Origin of the sequence: Massilia atriviolacea, from assembly GCF_003953935.1 — a bacterium.
GTDB lineage: Bacteria > Pseudomonadota > Gammaproteobacteria > Burkholderiales > Burkholderiaceae_D > Telluria_A > Telluria_A atriviolacea.
In genome coordinates this window covers 41,209-61,805 of the sequence record NZ_RXLQ01000012.1, presented here as the reverse complement: position 1 = coordinate 61,805, position 20,597 = coordinate 41,209, and the positions used below count along the sequence as shown (strand labels likewise).

The 20,597-nt window shown below is 66.9% G+C and carries 13 protein-coding genes; 3 read left to right on the top strand and 10 right to left on the bottom strand.

Going from position 1 to position 20,597, the window contains the following annotated elements; translation table 11 throughout:
- Positions 1-12: 12 nt before the first annotated feature.
- The 3 genes from EJB06_RS21420 to EJB06_RS21410 all read right to left on the bottom strand — a co-directional run bounded on the left by EJB06_RS21420 (position 13) and on the right by EJB06_RS21410 (position 6,000).
- Positions 13-2,979 (bottom strand): TonB-dependent receptor, encoded by a 2,967-nt coding sequence (locus EJB06_RS21420; protein WP_126076053.1) that lies wholly within the window; start codon positions 2,977-2,979, stop codon positions 13-15.
- A gap of 371 nt (positions 2,980-3,350) precedes the next feature.
- Positions 3,351-4,586 carry a DUF4861 family protein gene (locus EJB06_RS21415; protein ID WP_126076052.1) on the bottom strand — a complete coding sequence of 412 codons (1,236 nt, stop codon included), beginning with the start codon at positions 4,584-4,586 and terminating at the stop codon, positions 3,351-3,353.
- A 7-nt stretch (positions 4,587-4,593) separates the two neighbouring features.
- Positions 4,594-6,000, bottom strand: a complete 1,407-nt coding sequence (locus EJB06_RS21410) for a glycoside hydrolase family 88/105 protein (protein WP_229427201.1) — start codon at positions 5,998-6,000, stop codon at positions 4,594-4,596.
- Between the two features lie 320 nt (positions 6,001-6,320).
- Between EJB06_RS21410 and EJB06_RS21405 the strand changes: the two genes are divergently transcribed.
- Both EJB06_RS21405 and EJB06_RS21400 read left to right on the top strand, forming a co-directional pair.
- Positions 6,321-7,268: an alpha/beta hydrolase gene (locus EJB06_RS21405; RefSeq protein ID WP_229427200.1), complete on the top strand. Its 948-nt coding sequence runs from the start codon at positions 6,321-6,323 to the stop codon at positions 7,266-7,268.
- Complete coding sequence (locus tag EJB06_RS21400) at positions 7,265-8,872, top strand: glycoside hydrolase family 43 protein (RefSeq protein WP_126076050.1); 1,608 nt, start codon at positions 7,265-7,267, stop codon at positions 8,870-8,872. The genes EJB06_RS21405 and EJB06_RS21400 overlap by 4 nt, the downstream gene beginning before the upstream one ends.
- A gap of 3 nt (positions 8,873-8,875) precedes the next feature.
- Here the strand turns inward: EJB06_RS21400 and EJB06_RS21395 are convergent, their stop codons facing one another.
- The 7 genes from EJB06_RS21395 to EJB06_RS21365 form a co-directional block, all read right to left on the bottom strand.
- Entirely contained in the window at positions 8,876-9,082 is a 207-nt protein-coding gene (locus tag EJB06_RS21395) for a hypothetical protein (protein ID WP_126076049.1), read from the bottom strand.
- A gap of 70 nt (positions 9,083-9,152) precedes the next feature.
- Positions 9,153-11,342 (bottom strand): pectinesterase family protein, encoded by a 2,190-nt coding sequence (locus EJB06_RS21390; RefSeq protein ID WP_164557991.1) that lies wholly within the window; start codon positions 11,340-11,342, stop codon positions 9,153-9,155.
- 298 nt (positions 11,343-11,640) lie between these two features.
- Positions 11,641-12,444, bottom strand: a complete 804-nt coding sequence (locus tag EJB06_RS21385; protein ID WP_126076047.1) for a rhamnogalacturonan acetylesterase — start codon at positions 12,442-12,444, stop codon at positions 11,641-11,643.
- A 2-nt stretch (positions 12,445-12,446) separates the two neighbouring features.
- Positions 12,447-12,947 carry a TonB-dependent receptor gene (locus EJB06_RS21380; RefSeq protein ID WP_126076046.1) on the bottom strand — a complete coding sequence of 167 codons (501 nt, stop codon included), beginning with the start codon at positions 12,945-12,947 and terminating at the stop codon, positions 12,447-12,449.
- A gap of 240 nt (positions 12,948-13,187) precedes the next feature.
- Complete coding sequence (locus EJB06_RS21375; protein ID WP_126076045.1) at positions 13,188-13,886, bottom strand: FadR/GntR family transcriptional regulator; 699 nt, start codon at positions 13,884-13,886, stop codon at positions 13,188-13,190.
- Between the two features lie 94 nt (positions 13,887-13,980).
- Positions 13,981-15,183 carry an ammonium transporter gene (locus tag EJB06_RS21370; RefSeq protein WP_126076044.1) on the bottom strand — a complete coding sequence of 401 codons (1,203 nt, stop codon included), beginning with the start codon at positions 15,181-15,183 and terminating at the stop codon, positions 13,981-13,983.
- Between the two features lie 171 nt (positions 15,184-15,354).
- On the bottom strand, positions 15,355-17,817 hold the full coding sequence (locus EJB06_RS21365) for a sensor domain-containing protein (protein WP_164557990.1): 2,463 nt from the start codon (positions 17,815-17,817) through the stop codon (positions 15,355-15,357).
- A 250-nt stretch (positions 17,818-18,067) separates the two neighbouring features.
- Between EJB06_RS21365 and EJB06_RS21355 the strand changes: the two genes are divergently transcribed.
- Entirely contained in the window at positions 18,068-20,440 is a 2,373-nt protein-coding gene (locus tag EJB06_RS21355; RefSeq protein WP_164557989.1) for a TonB-dependent receptor domain-containing protein, read from the top strand.
- Positions 20,441-20,597: the final 157 nt, after the last annotated feature.

The following is a 20,597-nucleotide window of genomic DNA, read 5'->3' as shown; positions in this document are numbered from 1 at the left end:
GCCGGGCGTCGATCAGAACTTGTAACGCAGCCCGGCCAGGACTTCGCGCCCTGTCACGTTGTTGACCACCACGCTGTTGCGGGCGCGGCTGGCGAACTGGTCGTTCTCCTCGTTGGTCAGGTTCACCCCTTCCAGGGTCAGCTCCAGCTTCTCGTTGACCTTGTACGAGAACGAGAGGTCGACGTTGAAGGTCTTGTTCTTGCCCTCGACATCGTTGTTGTTCTGGCCCGGCACGCGCGTGACGAAACCGGAACGCTGCGAGGTCGAGACGCGCGCGCTGAGCTTGCCGTCATCGTAGTACAGGGTGGCGTTCCACGATGTCGGCGACAGGTTCAAGAGGTCGTCGGTGACGGTCTGGCTGCTGTTCGGCGAAACCACGTACGCCATCTTCGACTTGACGTAGGTGTAGTTCAGCAGGCTGCCGAAGTTGCGGCCCCAGCCCGGCAGGAAGGTGAACGGTTGCTGGTAGTTCAGCTCCAGCCCGCGCAGCTTGCCGCCTTCGGTGTTGATCGGCGCGGTGAACTGGAAGATTTCGTCGCCCGTGAAGTTGGTCGGCAGCAGCGCCAGCGGCAGGCCGGTATCCTTGAATTTGACATCGTTGCGGATGCTCTGGATATAGGTGGCGATGTTCTTCTGGAACAGGCCGAGGCCGATGAACGCGTTCTTGTCGAAGTACCACTCGAAGCTGGTGTCGAAGGCCTTGGCGCGGAAGGGCTTGAGCATCGGGTTGCCGCTGGTGATCGACAGGGTGCCGGTGGTGGCCACGCTGCCGCCCGGGGTCAGGTTGGCCAGCTGCGGACGCGACATCACCTTGGCGGCGGCGGCGCGCACGATGAAGTTCCTGGTGAGGTTGGCGGCGATGTTGAACGACGGCAGGACGTCGTGGTAATCGTTGTCGATCGTCACCGCCGTGCCGTTGCCGACCGCCTGGTAGCCGGTCGAACTCTGCTGCGTCTCGACATAGCGCACGCCCAGGTTGCCGCGCAGCGGAATGCCGCCCAGCTCGCTCGTGAATTCGCCCATCAGGAACAGGCCGTTGTCTTCTTCGCTCACCGAGCGGTTGTTGCCGCGCGCATTGGCGTTGCTGATCGAGGACAGGGTGAAGTCGCCGGGGCCGCCGGCCGGGCCGCTCTTGATGCAGTTGCAGTAGATGTCGTAGGCCTGGGCGATGCCGCTCAGATTGGGCAGGACCCAGCTGGTTGGATTGCCGGCCGGCATGCCGAGGCCCTTGCCGAAGCCGTCGATCCGGGTCGTCAGGCTGGCGGCGGAGACACCGGCCGGCGGGGCGAAGATGGTGTCGCCCTGGTTGACGCGGCGAAATTCGTAGGAATCGAAGGCGAACTTCTTGTAGTCGGCGCCGGCCTTCAGGGTGAATTTGTCGGGCACCACGTCCCAGGCGAAGTCGATGTGGCCGACGTCGTTGCGGTTGTTGGCGCCTTGCGGACGCATCCGGATTTCGCTCGGGCTGGTGTTGGCGATGCTCGATGGCTGGGTGCCGCTGGCGACCTGCGGCACGCCGACGATGCCGAGCGCGCCGCCCGGCTGGCTGACATTGAACGGGTAGCCGATCGCCGGCAGGCGGTCGTCGCCGCGCAGGTCGATGCTGTAGCCGTTGACGTTGAGCGCGTCCAGCGTGGTGGTGGTCTGGATCGGGTTGCGGAACTTGGAGGTGGCGCGGCCGACCCGGGCGTTCAGGCGCATGCGCTCGTTCAGGTCGTGCTCGAAGGTCAGGGTCGGCTGGGTGAAGGTGGTGTTGAGCTCGTCGTAGCGCGATTCGGCGCGGATGTCGACGCCGTTGTAGGTGCCGTACAGCAGGGCGCCGTTCGGCGCATAGGCGGTGTCGACGACGCTGGTCTGCGGCTTGCCGCCCTGGGTCGCGCCACGGCTGAACGAGGTGGCCTGCAGGAAGTCTTCCTGGCGCGTCGCTTCCAGCTTGGAGTAGAGCATGTCGAGCGTGAGGCGGGTGCCGGCGGCGGGGCGCCACTGGACCGAGGCGGTCAGGCCGAGGCGGTCCTGGTCGTGCGTCAGGCGGCCGTAGCGCGGGATGCGCGGGGTGAAATTGTTGGGATTGCTGGCGGCGTTGTAGGCGGCCAGCGCGCCCGGGGTAGTCGGCAGGCGCGCCACGCCCTGGGCGGCCGGGCCGCAGGTGGTGGCGGTCGAATTGGCCGGGTTGGCGGCCATGCCCATCGGTGCGCACCAGCCGCCCGAGGACGGGCCGTTGTCCCAGCGCACGGTGGAAAAGCCTTCTTCGTAGACCTGGCGCTTGGAGTAGGCGCCCGAGACCAGCACGCCGAGCTTGCGGTCGGCGAAGGTGTTCGACAGCAGGAAGGCGACGCGCGGGTCGGTCTTTTCGGACAGGTCGTTGTAGCGGCCCTTGAGCATGACGGTGGCGTTGAAGCCTTTCAGGTCGAACGGTCGCATGGTCTGCAGGTCGACCGTGGCGCCGAGCGAGCCTTCGTCGACGTCGGCCGAGGAGCTCTTGCGCACCGTGAGGGAGCTGAACAGTTCGGCGGCGAAGACGTTGAAGTCGAAGCCGCGCGAGCGGTTGGCGCCGCCGGAGCTGTCGGTGCCGCCGGTGGTGGCCAGGCCTTCGACGCCGTTGATGCGCACGCGGGTAAAATCCTGGCCCAGGCCGCGCACGGTGATGTTGCGGCCTTCGCCGGCGTCGCGGTCGATGACCACGCCGGGGACGCGTTGCAGGGACTCGGCCAGGTTGGTGTCCGGGAACTTGCCCATGTCTTCGGATTTGATGACGTCGACGATGCCGAAGTCTTCCTTTTTCTTGTTGAGGGCGCTTTCCAGGGATGCGCGCAGGCCGGTGACGACGACGGTCTGGGCTTGCTGGTCGGCAGGCGGTGAGCTCGGCTGGGCGCTGGTCTGGGCGTAGGCCCCGCCGATGGCCAGGGCTGTGACGGATGTGCTGCCCACGAGGCGCACGGCGAATTTGCCGAGCGCGCGGGTCTGGTCGGTGATGCGCATACTGCTGTCTCCTATCGTTATCAGAATACAGCCGGATGCCGCGCGGTCTTGCTGCCGCTGATCCAACAACCGGCCGGTTTACCGCGCGCCGATCCTGGTAAATGCCGTCGAGGTAGAGCCGTTTCTGCCACAGCCCTCAACACCGTCATTCCCGCGCAGGCGGGAAGCCAAGTTCGTCGCTAAGCGAACATGCCTTGGATTCCCGCCTTCGCGGCAATGACGGAGCTTACGTCAACGTGCATTCCCAACCCCCGTGGCGCTTGGCTTGATGCTGCCAGTTTATTAAGCGGTTGACCAATTCTAGGCCGGTTTACATCTTTGCACAATTGGTCTGACCACAATCTTTTTATGGTCAGGCCAGTTTGTGGTTTTTATGGCGTGGCCGACACGCTCACCTTGACCGGATCTGCGTCGCGCGCGGCCGCCGCGAGCAGGTAGCGTTCCCAGTCCTGCCCGCTCAATATCTCGCCGGCCCGGCTCCACGCCGCCCCCGCGTAGTAGCGCAGCGGCTTGCCGGCCGCCGCCGGCGCCAGCACCAGGTGGTTCAGCGCGTCTTCGGCAAAACCGGTAGCCGACGGCAGCACGATGGCCGTGCCCATGGCCCCGTTGCTGGCCTGCTCGACCCACTGCATCAGGATCCCCGGCGCCCTGTTGCCGACCTTGATGGCCGGATTCTGGCCCTTGTCGGTCGGGGTCTTGTTCAGGCCCACGGCGACTTCGATGCCGGCCTTGCCGGCAAAGGTGAAGGTGCTGTCGATGCGGTCCAGGTGATGGCCGGCGTCGACCGTGAAGCGCTTGACCTCGGACACCGGCGTGCCGCCCGCATCCCAGCTGTCGTAGCTCAGTTCGAAGATGGCGCGCACCGGGCCGTTGGCCAGCACCTTCCAGCCGCTGAAGTTCTTGCCGGTGTACAGGACCTTGCCGTCCCACACCCCGGTGCCGCCGGCGCCGCGCGTCTTGCCGACGTTGTACATGTCCATGCCTTCGCCTTCATCCTTGTGATAATGGTCGTGGCCCTTGTTGTACCAGCGGTCGACGACCGGATACGGCACGCGCTTGAACCAGATATCCAGGCCGCTGGTGACCAGCACTTCCTTGGCGCCCGGGCTGGACGCCGGCGCGCCCAGGGCCGGGCCGTAGGTGCGGTGCGCCAGCTTGTCGTTTTCCCAGGCGAAGTCGTCGAGCCGCTCCGGCACGAAGCGGGCAAACGCCTTGACCGGAAACGGCGGCGCCACCGTGTCGATGTGTTCGACCGTGAAGACGGCGCGCTGTTCGCCGGCCGCAAAGCTGTGCTGGAAAATCAGCTCGCCATAGGCGATGCCGACGTTCTTCGGGTCCTTGGCCAGCGGCGCGATATTGGTCACCTGGTAGGGCAGCACGCGGCCTGAGGCATCCTTGACGGCGATGCGCTGGATCAGCGCGCCGGGCAGGACGCGGTTGATCTCGCTCCACGGCAGGACGATGGTTTCCGAGGGGCGCGCGATGTCGAGCGCGTGGCTGACCGTGATGGTGGCGGCCGGGCCGGCCTGCGCCAGCGGCGAGCTTGCCGCTACAGCCGCCGCGGCGGCCAGGGCGAGGAAGGAAAACGAGGCGAGTGATCGGGTCATGGCGTTCTCAGTGATGTTCGCGGTAGTTGGTCTGGCCGGCGCCCTTGGGCATGTAGTGATAGGTGCGCACCTTGTGCTGGACTTCGATGTCCGGATTGTTGATCAGCTTGATCATCTCGGCGCCGGCCAAGAGGGTCGGGCCGTAGCCGTGCAGGGCGAACGGGCTGGTCGGGCGGTTGTAGTAGTACACCTGGTCGCTGGCGAAGGTGGTGCCGACGCAGGTGCCTTCGACCTGGCCCTTGTCGTTGATGCGGGTCGACAGGCCGGCCCAGCCGGCCTGGGCGATGGAGCCGTAGGTCGTCGGGCTGATCCAGCCCTGGTTGATGGCGTGCGCGAACACGTAGACGAACATCGCGCTGGCCGAGGTTTCGAGGTAGGAATCGTTACGGTCGAGCATCTGGTGCCACAGGCCGCTGCCGGACTGGCGCTCGCCGATGCTCTTCAATGTCGTGCGCAGCTGCGCCAGCACCTGCGGATAGCCGGGGTGGTCCTTGGGCAGCACGTCGAGCAGGTCGGACATGCTCATCACGGCCCAGCCGTTGGCGCGCGCCCAGTAGAAGTTGGGGGCATCCGGGTTGTTGGCGTTCCAGCCGTGGGTGTAGAGCTTGGTCTGCTTGTCGAACAGGTAGCCGCTCATCTGCAGCACGTTCCTGACGGCGTCGTCGAAATGCTCGCGCTTGCCGGTCATGCGGCCCAGTTCCGCCAGCGCGGGCACCGACATGTACAGGTCGTCGGCCCACAGCGACACCGCTTGCGGGCGTTCGCGCGCCATGGTGCCGTCTTTCAGGCGGAACTGCCTGTTGACCACCCAGTCGCTGCAGGTGGCGATGATGTGCGACAGGTCCGGGCCGATCTTCAGGGCGCGGCCGCGCATCATGGCGGCGCACATGGAGCCGGCGTCGTCCAGCGCGCGCGGATCGATGAAGCGCGAAAAGCTGTTGGCGCGTTCGAGCTTGAACAGCTTTTCCTGGGCCTGGAAGTAGGGCAGCTTGTCGGCGAAGAAGTTGAAGTGGCGCGCGCTCAGGTCGGTGAAGCGCGTGTCGCCAGTCACTTCCCGGGCCTTGTACATGCCGGCGTGGACGACCCCCATTTCGTAGACCATGATGCCCATGTCCGCATGGCTCGCTTCGGTGATGGCGTTGGCGTTCGGCTTGCTGAAGTCGGTGATCGGGGCGCCGCTTTTCTTGTCGATCACGCGCGTCGGGGTGGCCGTTTCCATGAAGCTGCGGATGCGGTGCAGGGCGGCGCTAATCTCGGCCACGACCGGCTTCTTGTACGGTACCGGGTAAGTGCCTTCGCCGGGATCGTTCAGGTTCTTGTTGTCCGGATTGCGGAATGGGCCTTCGGCCTGCGCCGGGCTGCCCATGCAAGCCACCGCGGCGATGGCGGCAAACAGTTTAAGTGCTGTATTCACATTGTCCCCTGTTATAAGTGATGATTTTTTAAGCGTTATTTGGTCAGGCCATTCTAGTTTGGTCAGGCCAAATGTGCAAGGTGGACTAGCCACTTGTATCGGCCCATGGCATACTTTATCGACACGTGGATGAACTGGGAAGGTCGGCGATGGGGAATGCTGTGCGGGGCTGGGGCCTTGTGTTTACCGGATTGCTGTTGTGCGGGTGCGCGGGTGGCAGGCTGGCGTCCGATAGCAGTGGCCCGGGTCCGTTCGACCGCGACGCCAAAAACCGTCATTCCCGCGCAGGCGGGAATCCAAGGCACGCCGGCGACTCGACGTTGCTTCCGATTCCGGCGCCCGCCGCAGTTCCGTACGACGCCGCCACCACCTACGCTAAACTGGTCAAGGTCTACCCGTTCATCAGGATCGCGGACACGCGCACCAGCGCGGAGACGGTCACCATCGGCGGCATCGGGTTTGTAGACCGTGGCCAGCGACGTTTGCAGCTGGACCTGTACCTGCCAGCGCAGGCCGCACGCGACAAAGGCCCGCTGGCGGCGGTGGTGCTGGTGCACGGCGGCGGCTGGCGCTCCGGGCAGCGCAGCAACATGGCGCCGCTGGCCGCACGCCTGGCCGCGCGCGGCATCGCCGCCGCCGTCATCGATTACCGCCTGGCCGGCGAGGCGCGCTACCCGGCCGCCATCCACGACGTCAAGGCCGCGCTGCGCTGGATGCGCGCCAACAGCGCCGCGCACGGCATCGACCCGCAGCGCATCGCGGTGGCGGGCGGCTCGGCCGGCGGGCAGATCGCCAGCCTGGCCGGCGTCACCAACGGCATGGGCAGATTCGATCCCGACGGCGCCGGCAGCGCCGTGTCGAGCGCCGCGCAGGCGGTGATCAACATCGACGGCCTGTCCGACTTCACCTCGGCGCAAGCGCGCGCGCACGAAGACGATCCGGCGAAAAAACCGTCAGCGGCCGGCTACTGGTTCGGCGGCAGCTATGCCGAGCTGCCCGGCCTGTGGCGCGACGCCTCGCCCACGTTTTACGTCGGCCGCCACACGCCGCCGATGCTGTTCATCGGCAGCGCGCAGGCGCGCTTTGCGGCCGGGCGCGAGGAGATGGTCGAAAAGCTGCGCGCGGCCGGCGTGGCGTCCAGGGTCGTCATGCTGCCCGGCTCGCCCCATTCCTTCTGGCTGTTCGAACCGTGGATCGACCCCACGGCCGACGCCATCGCCGCGTTCCTGCACACCCATATTCCAACAACAACGAGACAAGCACCATGAGCACACCTTTTTTCCTGCAGCGGGCCGCGCTGCTGGTCCTGCCGCTGGCCCTCGGCGCCTGCCAGGGCACGCCCGCCGTCCCGCAGCAGGCGTGGACGGCCGACCTGGGCAACGGCCAGTACCGGAACCCGATCCTGCACGCCGATTATTCCGACCCCGATGCGATCCGTGTCGGCGACACCTATTACATGACCTCGTCGAGCTTCAGCAACACGCCCGGCCTGCCGCTGCTGCAGTCGGCCGACATGGTCAACTGGGAACTGGTCGGCCACGCGCTGCCCAGGCTGGTGCCGGAAAACGTGTTCGCCACGCCGCAGCCGGGCAAGGGCGTGTGGGCGCCGTGCCTGCGTTTCCATGACGGCAAATTCTGGATTTTCTATCCGGATCCCGACTTCGGCATCTACGTCGTCAGCGCCACCAGTTTCGGCGGACCGTGGAGTGCGCCGCACCTGCTGGCCGGCGGCAAGGGCCTGATCGACCCGACCCCGTTGTGGGACGACGACGGCAAGGCCTGGCTGCTGCACGGCTGGGCCAAGAGCCGGGCCGGTTTCAACAATGTGCTGACCCTGCGCAGCATGGCGCCGGACGGGCGCAGCCTGCTCGACCAGGGCGGCCGGATCGTCATCGACGGTAACAAGCTGCCCAACTACAAGACGCTGGAAGGGCCGAAGTTGTACAAGAAGGATGGCTACTATTATGTATTCGCGCCGGCGGGCGGGGTCGAGGAAGGCTGGCAGTCGGTGTTCCGCTCGCGCAGCATCCAGGGTCCGTATGAAGACAGGATCGTCATGGCGCAGGGCAAGTCCGGCATCAACGGCCCGCACCAGGGCGCCTGGGTGACGGCGCAGGATGGCAGCGACTGGTTCTTTCACTTCCAGGACAAGCGCGCGTACGGGCGCGTGGTGCACTTGCAGCCGATGCGCTGGCAGGATGGCTGGCCGCTGATCGGCGAGGAAGTCGACGCCAGCGGCGTGGGCCAGCCGTTCGAGCGGCATGCGAAACCCCTGTCGTCGGGGCCGCTGCGGGTGCCGCCGACAGGCGACGAGTTTTCCGGCGCGGCGCTGGGCTTGCAGTGGCAGTGGAGCGCGAACGGCAAGCCGGAATGGGCCTCGCTGGCGGCCAGGCCGGGCCACTTGCGCCTGCAGGCGCAGCCGGGGAGCAATCTGCGCGAGATGGCGTCGGTGCTGACGCAAAAGCTGCCGGCGCCGGCCTTCACGGTCGATACGCGCATCGAACTGGCGGCGACGCGGGAGGGCGAGCGTGCGGGGATGGTGCTGCTGGGGATGAAATATGCCTGGCTGGGACTGCGCCGCGCGGGGGGCGGCTCGCAACTGGTGCTGGGGCTGTGCGAAGGCGATGAGAACAGCTGCACCGAACAGGACCAGCTGGTGGTGCCGCTGGCGGGCCATGCGGCCTGCCTGCGCATGACGATGGCGGACGGCGTGGCATCGTTCTCGTACAGCCTCGATAACCGCAGCTTCGTCGAGGCGGGCAAGCCGTTCAAGGCCAGCATGGGACGCTGGGTCGGTGCGCAGATGGGCTTGTTCAGCGCCGGCGGCCCGCAGGCGCACGCCGACGCCGATTATTTCCGGGTCAGGCGCTAGGGTTCAGAAGGCCGGGTCGTTGGCCGCCATGCGCGAACGGCGCCAGCGCCAGACGTTGAAGGCGGTCAGCGCGGCGGGCACGCCGGTCACGACCAGCCAGGCGCTCGGCGCCATGTCGCGCGCGAGGATGACGCCGGCGCCGAGGAGGAAGACGATCAGGCCGCGCAGCAGGATCCAGTTGAGCTGGGCTTTTGGGTGTTGTGTTTGCATGGGTCGGGAGTGGGTCGAAAGGGCCGCCGCGGGCGGCTGAAACAGCCCGCTAGGGTATCACGAACGGCGCTCAGGGCGTCGCCGGCTCCGCCGCTGCCGTGAGCGGGCGCCATCCGCGCCCGCCGTCGAAGCCGGAAAACACCGCCGCGCGGCTCGACAGGCCCGCCGCTTCCTGTGCGCTGAGCACCTTGCCGCCGGCGCGCTGCGACAGGTCGAGCGGCTTGCCGTCCAGGTCCATGCTGCCGAATTCGCGCCAGCCGCTGGCCGCCGTGGCGCTGGCCGGATTCGGGGCCGGCTCGCGCTGCACGCCTTGGCCGGCCCAGCCGGCCGGGGCGATGTGCTCGCCCATTTTGCAGTTGATGTAGGCCACGTTATCCCAGGTGGCCGCCGTGCCGGGGCTGCGCGCCAGGTAGGTGGCGCCGCGCGCGATCGTGTTGGCCAGCGGTCCGGGACCGGGGCCGTGGGTCAGCGCGCTGTTGAGGAAGACGAAACCGGGGTCCGCCGCGCTCACCGTGCGCGCCTGCACCACGTAACCGCCGCTGGAGGGGTTGGCGCTGTCGCCGACCGAGCGCAGTTCGCTTTCTTCGAACAGGGCCGCGCGGTTGGCGCCCCAGATGAAGTCGACATTGCCTTCGATCAGGGTGCGGTAGAACCACGCGTAGCCTTTGACCTGGACCGTATCCTGCTCGCTGAAAAAGCTGGCGTTGCGGGCGATCAGGCGGCCGCTGTCGTTGTTGAAATAGACGGTTTCGGCCTGGCCGGCGATCTTGTCGGCGCGCAGGGTGGTGTTTTTCAGGGTCAGGGTGTCGAGGGTGAGCAGGTCCGACGTTTCGGCCATCAGAAGCGCGCGCCCGCCCGTGAAGGAGGGCGAATGCGGCGCCTGGCTGGCGCCCGAGCCGGGATTGTAGCCGTCGTTGTTGCCGTTGTGGATGACGACGCCGTCGCGGCTCTCGCCCCGGATGGTGAGATTGTCCTTGCCCCGGATGAAGAGCATTTCGTCGTAGCGGCCGTTGGCCACGGCGATGGTCACCGGCGTGCCGCGGCCGGTGTATTGCATCGCGTGGTTGAGGGCGCCCTGGACGGTGCGGAAATCGGCGGGGCCGTCATCGTCCACCGTGACGGTGGTGGCCGCTGGCGCGGCGGCGCGGGTGCGGAAGCTCCAGCCGGCGGCGCGGCCGATGCCGGCGAAGGGCTTGCCGCCGATGGCCGCGTGCTCGAACACGCCCGCTTCGATCACCACGTAGTAGGCGCTGGCGTAGGCGAGCCGATTGGCGTGCGGGCGGATGATGGCGCTATTGCCCTCGATGACGATCGGGGATCGGCGCGTGTAGCGCATCTGGTCCTGGCCGGGGTAGCCGATGGCCGCGACCTCGTCGCCGGGGCGGATGATGTCGACCAGCTTGTGGTCGGCCTGGCGGTAGATGCGCACCGAACCGGTGCTGCCGAGGCGCGGCGGCTGGTCGAAGCGCAGGCGCAGCGGGGTGTCGGGCTGGACCGCGTCGGCGCGCGCGGGCGGGGAGATGGCGCCGGCCAGGTCGATCCTGCTTGCGGCGGGCGGCGCGAATGCGGGCGCGATGCTGGCGTCGATGATGGTTTGCAGGCTCGGGTCGGCGACGCTGGCGACGATGAGGCTGGCGCTGCCCGCTTGCTTCGGCGTGAAGACGATGGCGCCGCCGCGCACGACGGCGCCGGCCACGGCCGGGTTGCTGGAACGGACCGTGAAGCGCACGGGCGTGACGCCGTCGCCGGCGAAGGCGCTGATGGCGAGGGTGGAAGGCGGATCGCCGGCCTGGGCCTTGACGCTGGCGGCGGCGACGGCGGGCGCGATGCGCATCGGCTTGTGTTGCGGGTCGCCCACGCGGATATCGGCCAGTTCGAAGCCCTTGCCGCTGCTGTAGACGCCGACCGCGCCGGGGATGGCCGAGCCGGGCACGGTGGCGGTGGTGAGTTTTTCGCCGTTGAGGTAGACGCTCAGCGTCTCGCCGGCCATCTCGAAGCGCACGGTGAGAAAGCGGCCGGCGCTGGGGATGCTGCGTTTGACCTGTTTGATGCGGACCGGTCGGCCGTCCTGCTGGCGCACGATGTCGGCCTGGACGGTGGGGCTGGCATCGGCGATGTGCAGGCCGGCGCCGAACCAGTTGCGATCGTCGACATGGCGGCCGAGCAAGTACATTTGGCCTGGCGGTCCGGGCAGGGCGCGGATGCGCGCCTCGACAAAATAGTCGGCGGCGGGCGGCACATGCGCGAACAGCGTGCGCACCGCGCCCGGGCCCTCCTCAAGCCGGAGCGCCTTCCGCTTGTGCCGCACACCGGGGTCAGACCTCTGATGCGACACATTGCCAATTAAAGCTCTGACCCCGGTTGTAGGCGCATTTACCTGGGCGTCAGCCGAAGCGGCAGGGGGCAGCAGCAGGGCGAGGAGCAGCGGGATGGTCGGATGGTTCAACATGGTTCGGGACTCAGAGGGAAAATCGGATTCTGTCTGCTCGCATGCAAACCGGGGTCAGAGCTTTAAATTGAAACATTTCTAATTAAAGCTCTGACCCCGGTTGTAGGAATCAGGGGGAGAGGGCGGGGCGCAGGGCGGGGATCTTGCGGCGCAGCTCGCCTGCGACCATGCCGGAGAACAGGGCCGCTCCCTTCGCGCCGACGTGCGTGCGGTCGAAGGCGCTCTTCGGCGTGCCTTGCGGTTCGACCGCGGCTGTCGCCGCAGGCGATGCTGCCGCCTGCACAGCCGCCGGGTCCGGCGGCGGGGCTTGCGCCAGGGTGTCGGCTTCGGCCGATCCCATCGCTTGCACCGCCTCGGCACTGATCCTGTTCAGGTCGACCAGGACCGTGCCGGTCTCGCGCGCCACGCGCCGCACTTCGGCTGCCCACGGGCCCAGGTCGTCACGCAGATAGGCACCCTTGAAGCTGCGCCGCGTCAGCGGCGTGACCAGCACCGGCACACCGCCCAGCGCGCGCGCTTCGCTCACATAGCGGGCGATGTTGCGCGGGAACTCGTTGACGAGGTCGGTCGAGCGTCCCGGCTTGCCGGGCTGGTCGTTGTGGCCGAACTGGATCAGCACGTAGCTGGCGCTGTAGGCCGTGCCGTCGCGCAGCAGCGCTTGCACTTCGTCCCAGCGGCCCTCGGCGCGGAAGCTGCCGGAGCTGCGCCCGCCGCGCGCCAGGTTGATGCAGGCGCCCCCGGCCTGCAGGCGCCGGCACAGGGCGTCGCCATAGCCGGTGCGGCTCGCCATGGTCGAGTCGCCGACGAGGATGATGCGCGCCGGTTTGGCGGCGGCGTCCGCCGCCTGGGCCGGCGCGCAGGCCGCCAGCGCCAGGGCGGCGGCCGCCATCAGGGTGTGAATGGGCTTTTTCATTGTCAGAAGGTGTAGTTCGCTCGTACGTTGTAGGCGCGGCCGATCGGCTTGGCGATGTTTTGCGCGAAGACCACGCGCGAGCTGAGGCGCTGGTTCGACAGCGGCGAGTCGGCGTCGAGCAGGTTGTTCACGCCGACGCTGAACTTGAGCCGCTTGTTCCAGGCGTCGTTGGCGCTCAGGTTGTACAGGATGTAGGGCGCGATCTCGTTGTAGAAGGGCTGGCCCGGTTTCTCGCTCGGCAGGGCGTTGGTGTCGATGTAGCTGGAGGTGGCCACGTCGGACATCGTGGTCAGGCCGCGGTTGAGCAGTTCCTCGCCCTTGATGGTGGTCAGCGGCAGGGCGTTTTCGCTGGCCAGGCGCTTGATGGAGGAGCCGCTGACTGCGACCCGGGCCATGCCGGCGTCCGCCTGCTGCGCGGCGGCCTGCCTGCCCAAGGCCAGGAGCGCGATGGCGATGGCGGAAAGCAGTCGCGTCGGCTGCGGGAACCGGGATGGTGTGGGCACGGCGTGTCTCCTGATCTGATTGTTCTTATGGTTAGGCCGATTCTAATTTGGCCTGACCAATTAATCAAGGCGGACTTGCCAATTTTGTCGGATGCCTCGTCGTTCCCGCGCCAGGGCGGCACGCGGCGGCACGCGGCGGCACGCGGCGGGAACGGCAAGGCGGTGGGGGATGGCGGGGAGGGGGCGGACCGGACGAGATCGCGGCGCTTGGCGGGCCGCGACGCCGGGTGCGGGAGCGGATTACCCGCGCGAGAAAGTGCGCGTGACGCGCTCGAGGTGCGCGCGCATGGCCTGGCGCGCGCCGGCCACGTCGTGCGAGGCAATCGCTTCGAGGATCTTGCGGTGGTCGGTCAGGGTGGTCACGCGCAGGTCTTCGGTCTGGAAATGTTCCTTGAGCTTGTGCCACAGGCTGCCGCGCTGGTTCCACAGATAATCGATGACGCCGACCAGGGCCGTGTTGCCGGTCGCGCGTGCGATGGCCAGGTGAAAATTGCGGTCGGCCTGCTCGTTGCTGGCGCGGTCTTCGTGGTGGTGTTCCATCTCCAGCACCGCCGTCAGGATCGCGTCGATCGCCGAGTCGGTGGCCATCTTGGCGGCCAGCGCCGCCACTTCGGACTCGATCATGCGGCGCGCGGCCAGCACTTCGAACGGACCCGGCCCGACCTCGGGCACATCGGCCTGGGCCGTGGCCTGTTCGCTGACATACACGCCGGAACCGCCGCGCACTTCCACGATGCCGCTCAGTTCGAGCACGATCAGCGCTTCGCGCAGCGAGGCGCGGCTGACGCTGAGCTTGGCCGCCAGGTCGCGCTCGGCCGGCAGGCGTTCGCCGGCCTGGATGCTCTCGTCGCGGATGAGTGCCTGGATGCGGGTGGCGACGACCCGGTAAAGGCGCGGCTCAGCCGAGGTCGATTCTTGCGGCGCGGAGGGTTTCTTCATCGATTGCTTGGATCCGGGGTAAGGCGTGAGGGGGAGATGCTCGCCCGATTTTAGTTTGGTATGGCTAATGTTGCAAGGCTCCCCCATGCACGCGCTACCAGTTCGATTCCCGTTCCGGCGTCGATGAAATGTGGTGGATCGACAAATCGGCGCCCTGGAATTCCTGCTCGGGGTCGAGCCGCAAGCCCATGGTCTTCTTCAGCACGCCATATACCAGCCAGCCGCCGGCCAGGGCAATGAGTACGCCGAGCACGGTGCCCGCCAGTTGCGCCATGAAGCACACCCCGCCCATGCCGCCCAGGCCCTGCAGGCCGAAGATGCCGGCGGCGAGGCCGCCCCAGGTGCCGCACAGGCCGTGCAGCGGCCAGACCCCGAGCACGTCGTCGATCTTCCAGCGGTTTTGCGTCAGGGTGAACATGGCCACGAAGATGGCGCCGGCGATGGCGCCGGTGGCCAGCGCGCCGAGCGGATGCATCAGGTCCGAGCCCGCGCACACGGCCACCAGTCCGGCCAGCGGGCCGTTGTAGGTGAAGCCGGGGTCGTTCTTGCCGAGCACCAGCGCGGCCAGGGTGCCGCCGACCATGGCCATCAGGGAATTGACGGCGACCAGGCCGTTCATCTTGTCCAGGGTTTGCGCGCTCATCACGTTAAAGCCGAACCAGCCCACCGCCAGGACCCAGGCGCCCAGCGCGAGGAAGGGAATCGAGGAGGGCGGATGGGCGGCGATGGCGCCGTTGCGCCCATAGCGCCCGCGCCGCGCGCCCAGCAGCAGCACGGCGGGCAGGGCGATCCAGCCGCCCACGGCGTGCACCACGACCGAACCGGCAAAGTCGTGGAACTCGGCGCCGAAGGCCAGTTTCAGCCAGGCCTGGATGCCGAAGCGCTGGTTCCAGGCGATGCCTTCGAACAGCGGGTAGATGAAGCCGACCAGCACGGCGGTGGCGATCAGTTGCGGATGGAACCTGGCGCGCTCGGCAATGCCGCCCGAGACGATCGCCGGAATCGCGGCGGCGAAGGTGAGCAGGAAGAAAAACTTGACCAGGTCGTAGCCGTTGCGCCGGGCCAGCACGTCGGCGCTGGCAAAGAAATCGACGCCGTAGGAGATGCCGTAGCCGATGAAAAAATAGGCAATCGTCGAGACGGCAAAGTCGGCCAGGATCTTGACCAGGGCGTTGACCTGGTTCTTTTTCCGGACCGTGCCCAGTTCCAGGAAGGCGAAGCCGGCATGCATCGCCAGGATCATGATGGCGCCAAGTAAGATGAACAGTGCGTCGGCGGCGTGCTTGGTGTCGTTCATTGGACGATTCCCGATAAAGGTGCATGGAAGGGTGAATGCCCTTTATTAAGCAATAATCGTTCCATTTTGGTGCGCGGAGCCAAGTCCCTGATCGCGAAGGGAAAAGCGGCGCAATGACGGGCCTGGAGGCGGGCGCCGCACCACGGCGGCGCATCCGTTTTGGTGCGCCGCTCAGCGCCCGCGGTCGCGGCGGCGCAGCAGGCGGTCGAACTGGGGCGCGGTGAGCGGCCGGGCGAACAGGTAGCCCTGGCCGAAATCGCAGCCGGCGCCGGTCAGCAGTTCGCGCTGTTCCTGCGTTTCGACCCCTTCGGCAATCACCTTGATGCCGAGCTTGTGGCCCATGACGACGATCGCTTCGCACAAGGCCAGGTCGTCCGAGCCGGCCACCATCTTGAGGACGAAGGACTGGTCGATTTTCAGGTAGTCGATGTGGAATTTTTTCAGGTAGGACAGCGAGGAATAGCCGGTGCCGAAGTCGTCGAGCGACATCTGGATGCCGCTTTCGCGAAACGCCAGCAATTGCTCGCGGATGCTGTGGGTCGATTCCATGAGCATGCCTTCGGTGATCTCGAGCACGATTTCGGAACCGCTGTAACGCCCCAGCAGCGGATGGCTGCGCTTGTGCGGCAGCGGCGGCGGGCCGGTGGCGCTCCACTGGCGCCGGAACTGGGCCGGCGACATGTTGACGCTGATCTGGAATTGCGGATCGATGCTGGCGCGCCAGCGCATGGCCTGGTGGAAGGCTTGCTGGAACACCCAGTCGCCGATGGCCACGATCAGGCCCGATTCCTCGGCCAGCGGGATGAATTCGGCCGGGCTGACCGCGCCGCGCTGCGGGTGTTCCCAGCGCAGCAGGGCTTCGGCCTTGCGGATGCGCCCGCTCGAGAGCTCGACGATGGGCTGGTACAGCACGCGCAACTGGTTGCGCGCGAGTGCGGCGCGCAGGTCGTTGACGGTGCGCATCTTGTTCTGGGCGGCGCGCTGCATCGACGGCATGAAGTAGCCGAACTGGTTGCGCCCGCGGCTCTTGGCCGCGTACATGGCCTGGTCGGCGTTCTTGAGCAGGGCGTCGACATTGGTGGCGTCGTGCGGGAACAGGGTGATGCCGATCGAGCCCGACACATACAAGGTTTCGGCGCCGATGACGAAGGGCTTGGCGAGCGCGGCGAGCATGGCGTGGGCCACCCGTTCCACGCTGTCGAGGTCGTCCAGCTCGCCGAGGATGACGGTGAATTCGTCGCCGCCCAGGCGCGCCACCGTGTCGGCCTGGCGGATGCAGGACGACAGGCGCGATGCCACCTCGCGCAGCAGCTTGTCGCCGGTATCGTGGCCCAGGGTGTCGTTGACTTCCTTGAAGTGGTCCATGTCGATGAACATCAGCGCCAGCGGCAGGCCCGAGCGTCGCGATTTGCGCAGCTCGTGTTCGAGCCGGTCGTGGAACATGCTGCGGTTGGGCAGGCCGGTGAGGAAGTCGAAATTGGCCTGGCGCCAGATGGTGTCTTCCGCCAGTTTCTGGTCGGTGATGCCGGAGAACATGTTCACTCGGAACTTCACCTGGCCGCGCTCGTCGTAGATGGTGTCGATGCGCAGCCATTCCGCGCATTCGTCGCCGTTCTTGTGGCGCGTCCAGACCTTGCCCTGGACGTGGCCCGATTTTTCCAGGCGCTGCAGCACCTCGCCGTTCTGCTTGCGGCCGAGTTTGCCGCCCAGCAGCATGCGCGCCGACTGGTCGATCAGCTCGTACTCGGTGTAGCCGCTCAGCCGGGTGAAGGCGGGATTGACGGCGACGATGCGCTGGTCCGGCGCGGTGATCATGATCGCTTCGCCGATGGCCTCGTACACCATGGCCGACAGGTTCAGGGCGCGCTCGGTTTTTTTCCATTCGCTGATGTCGGTGGAAATGCCGATCACGCCGACCAGCCGGCCCTGCTCGTCGCGGATCGGCGAGTCGGTCACATGCATGGGAAAGGTGGTGCCGTCGCGGTCGCGCACCAGGAATTCGCCGGACCAGCTGCAGCCGGCCTGCAGGCGCGCCATGATCTGGGCGGCGCGCTCGGACGAGGTGTCGGCCGGCACCAGCTCGATGATGTTGCGGCCCATGGCTTCGGCGGCGCTCCAGCCGTAGAGTTTTTCGGCGAAGGGGTTCCAGTACAGGATGGTCCCGGCCACGTCGGTGGCGATGACGGCTTGCTCGACCGAGGCCAGCAGGCTGGCCTGGAACTGGATCTGGCGTTCGCAGCGTTTGAGTTCGGTGATATTGTCGTGCACCAGCACCACGGCCGGCGCCCCGGCATGGTCGAGGGCGGTGATCTTGAGCGAGAACCAGCGCGCTTCGTGCGGCGCGTCGCACGGGTAGTCGAAGGTGGCGCTGCGGCGCCGGCCGGCCAGGGTGTCGCGCACAAGGGAGGCGACGTGGGCGGCGTCGCCGCAGCCGGCCACGGCGGCGCGGTCGCACACGTCGAGGTAATTGATGCCCTCGCAGACATGCAGCGGATCGCCGCCGTTGGCGAGCGCGAAGTCGCGCCAGGCCTTGTTGGCCGACAGGATCGTGCCGCGCTGGTCGATCACGACGATGTGCTCCAGCAAGGCGTCGATCGTGACGGCGGGGATGGCGTCGGAGAGGGCAGTCAGCATCGTTGCACGGTATTCCCGCAGGGAGGGGCGGAGCTCGCCCGAGCTCACCAAACTGATAAGACATGCGTGGCGCAAGAAAGTGCCAGCCTTTAAACAAATTATGTCGCCATCGGTGTATTGACGCGCCAGGCAGGCGGGCGAAGGCCGGTGATAGTTGATTCGGGGCACGTTTTTTTCCGAGGGCTGTGTATAGTGTCGCTGGACAATTCCTTCCACCCCATCCAGCGCCTGGATGTCGCCCGAGTGTGTCATGAACCAGCTTCGATTGCCCGGCTCGTCCGGCACCCGCCACGCAACGCCGATGTGGCTGGCGCTGCTGTTGCTGCTGTTGCTGCTGTTGCTGCTGTTGCTATCGGCGGCGCATGGCGCGCATGCGCAGGTCCCGGCGGGGCCGGCTGTGTCCGCGCCGGCCGCCCGTATGCCGGCTGCCCGTATGCCGGCCGCCCGTATGCCGGCTGCCCGTACGCCGGCTGCCCGTATGCCGGCTGCCCGTACGCCGGCTGCCCGTATGCCGGCGCTCCCGCCTGCGGCGCAGCCCAAGCCGGTGCCGCAAGGCGATCTGCCGGCGCCATCGGTCACGGTCGAAGGCGAGCGTCCGAGCAAGCGCATCGACCGCCAGGTCTACGACATCAAGGCGGACCTGAGCAGCGGTAACAGTTCGGCCGCCGATGCGCTGGGCAATGTGCCCTCGGTGGCGGTCGATCCGGACGGCAGCGTCAGCCTGCGCGGCAACAGCAATGTGCAGATCCTGATCGACGGCAAACCCTCGGCCATGCTGCAGGGCGACAACCGTGGCGCGGCGCTGGCCGCCATGGCCGCCGACGATATCGAATCGGTCGAGGTGATCAATAACCCGGGCGCGCAGTTCGGCAACGACGGCGGCGGACCCATCATCAATCTGGTGACGCGGCGCAACAAGCGCGCCGGCGGCATGGGCGTGGCCAGCCTGAATGCGGGTTCGAAAGGGCGCGCCAACGCGGCGCTGTCGGGCAGCTATAACCGGGGGCTGTTTAATTTTCAGGGCGGCATCAACGCGCGCCATGACGGGCGCGATTCCACGGCGACGGTGGCGCGCGAACGCATCGATCCGCTCAGCGGGGCGGTGCGGCGCAGCACGCAGGCGTCGAGCGGGGAAGGCCTCAACGATGCCTTCGGCATCAATGGCGGCGTCGGCTACAACCTGGGCAGGCGCAGCAAGCTGGCCGCGACGCTCGCTTACAGCAAGCGCAGCAACGACCAGCACGGGCGCGATCGCTATATTAACGACAACGCGGCGGGCGCGCTGGACAGCGATTACCTGCGTACCAGCGAGCGCAACGGCAGCAGCGAGAGCGGCAGCTGGGGCGTGAGCGGCGAGCACAAGGGCGAAGCTGACGGCGAGTTGTTCAAGACGGACCTGCGCGTTTCCTCCAGCCGCAACCGGAACGACAGTGCCTACGCGAATCGATATGCCTACGACAGCGACGGTGCGCAGCGCGCGTTCAGCCGCCAGGGCAGCGCCAACCGCAACCGCATCACCGACTTGACCGGCGACTACGAGCGGGCGGTCGACAGGGCCATGCTCAAGCTCGGCTACAAGCTGGCGCGCAACGAGGGCAAGATTGACGCGCGCCATGTGAACATCGATGCGCTCACGCTGGAAGAGACCGAGAACGGTGCGCGCAGCAAGCGCTTCGAGCTCGACGAAACCACGGCCGCCCTGTATGGGTCCTGGCAATGGCGCCTGGACGAACGCTGGGGCGTGCTGGGCGGCTTGCGCGCGGAATACACGCGGGTCGATATCCGCCAGCTGACGGCGCAGTCGAGCGCGCGCAACGCCTACCTGAGCACGATTCCGAGTTTCTTTATCAGCTACAAGGCATCCGACCAGACCACGCTGCGGCTGTCCTACGCGCATCGGATCCAGCGTCCCGGGGCGGGCGACCTGAATCCCTTCGTGGTGTACCGGGACGAGGTCAACGTCTCGTCCGGCAATCCGCGATTGCGGCCGTCGGAAACCGATTCGATCGAGCTCGGCCTCGATACCAGCCTGGGACCGGTGGACACCAATCTGCGCGCGTTCTTGCGCAAGGAACACGACCTGATTTCCGAGCGGCGCTACTTTATTGGCGATAAGGTGCTCTTGACCACGCGCGACAACAGCGGCAGCCGCCAGTCGGGCGGGCTGGAGTTCAGCCTGAGCGGGAAGGTCGGCAAGACCGTCTCGCTCAGCACCAGCGGGAATGTGGGCTACAGCGAGCAGGCGTATCTGAACAACAGCGGGTCGGTGGCGCGGCGTTCGGCCACCTCGCTCAATGTGCGGGGGCGCATCGATTATCAGTTGAGTGCGGCGGATCAGTTGCAGATGGTGCTCAACGCGCAGGGCAAGACCCTGATCGGGCAAGGCGTGCGCGAGCCGGCATCGACGGTGAACCTGAGCTACCGGCACAGCCTGACGCCGAGGCTGAATGTGGTGTTGAACGTCACGGATGCCTTCGATTCGAACAAGACGGCAACGCGCATCGACAGCGACATCCTGCGCGAAAGCAGCGAGCGCCGCTACGATGGGCGGCTGATCTATGTGGGATTGTCGTACCGGCTGGGCGGCGTCACGCCCGGTGGCGGGCGCCGCCCGGGTGCCTGAGGCGCAAGCCGCCGCCGATGTCCACCCCGGTGCCAGGTCTGACATGTGGACACGGACTCGACGGTTGAATATGTCCACCCCGGTGCCAGGTCTGACATGTGGACACGGACTCGACGGTTGAATGCGGTTGGCGCGTCTTTCATTGTCCAGGCCGTGT

Bases quoted from the DNA above. Each gene is read 5' to 3' on its own strand.
- EJB06_RS21420 (WP_126076053.1), bottom strand. From the start codon at position 2,979: ATGCGCATCACCGACCAGACCCGCGCGCTCGGCAAATTCGCCGTGCGC.
- EJB06_RS21415 (WP_126076052.1), bottom strand. From the start codon at position 4,586: ATGACCCGATCACTCGCCTCGTTTTCCTTCCTCGCCCTGGCCGCCGCG.
- EJB06_RS21400 (WP_126076050.1), top strand. From the start codon at position 7,265: ATGAGCACACCTTTTTTCCTGCAGCGGGCCGCGCTGCTGGTCCTGCCG.
- EJB06_RS21395 (WP_126076049.1), bottom strand. From the start codon at position 9,082: ATGCAAACACAACACCCAAAAGCCCAGCTCAACTGGATCCTGCTGCGC.
- EJB06_RS21385 (WP_126076047.1), bottom strand. From the start codon at position 12,444: ATGAAAAAGCCCATTCACACCCTGATGGCGGCCGCCGCCCTGGCGCTG.
- EJB06_RS21375 (WP_126076045.1), bottom strand. From the start codon at position 13,886: ATGAAGAAACCCTCCGCGCCGCAAGAATCGACCTCGGCTGAGCCGCGC.
- EJB06_RS21370 (WP_126076044.1), bottom strand. From the start codon at position 15,183: ATGAACGACACCAAGCACGCCGCCGACGCACTGTTCATCTTACTTGGC.
- EJB06_RS21365 (WP_164557990.1), bottom strand. From the start codon at position 17,817: ATGCTGACTGCCCTCTCCGACGCCATCCCCGCCGTCACGATCGACGCC.
- EJB06_RS21355 (WP_164557989.1), top strand. From the start codon at position 18,068: ATGAACCAGCTTCGATTGCCCGGCTCGTCCGGCACCCGCCACGCAACG.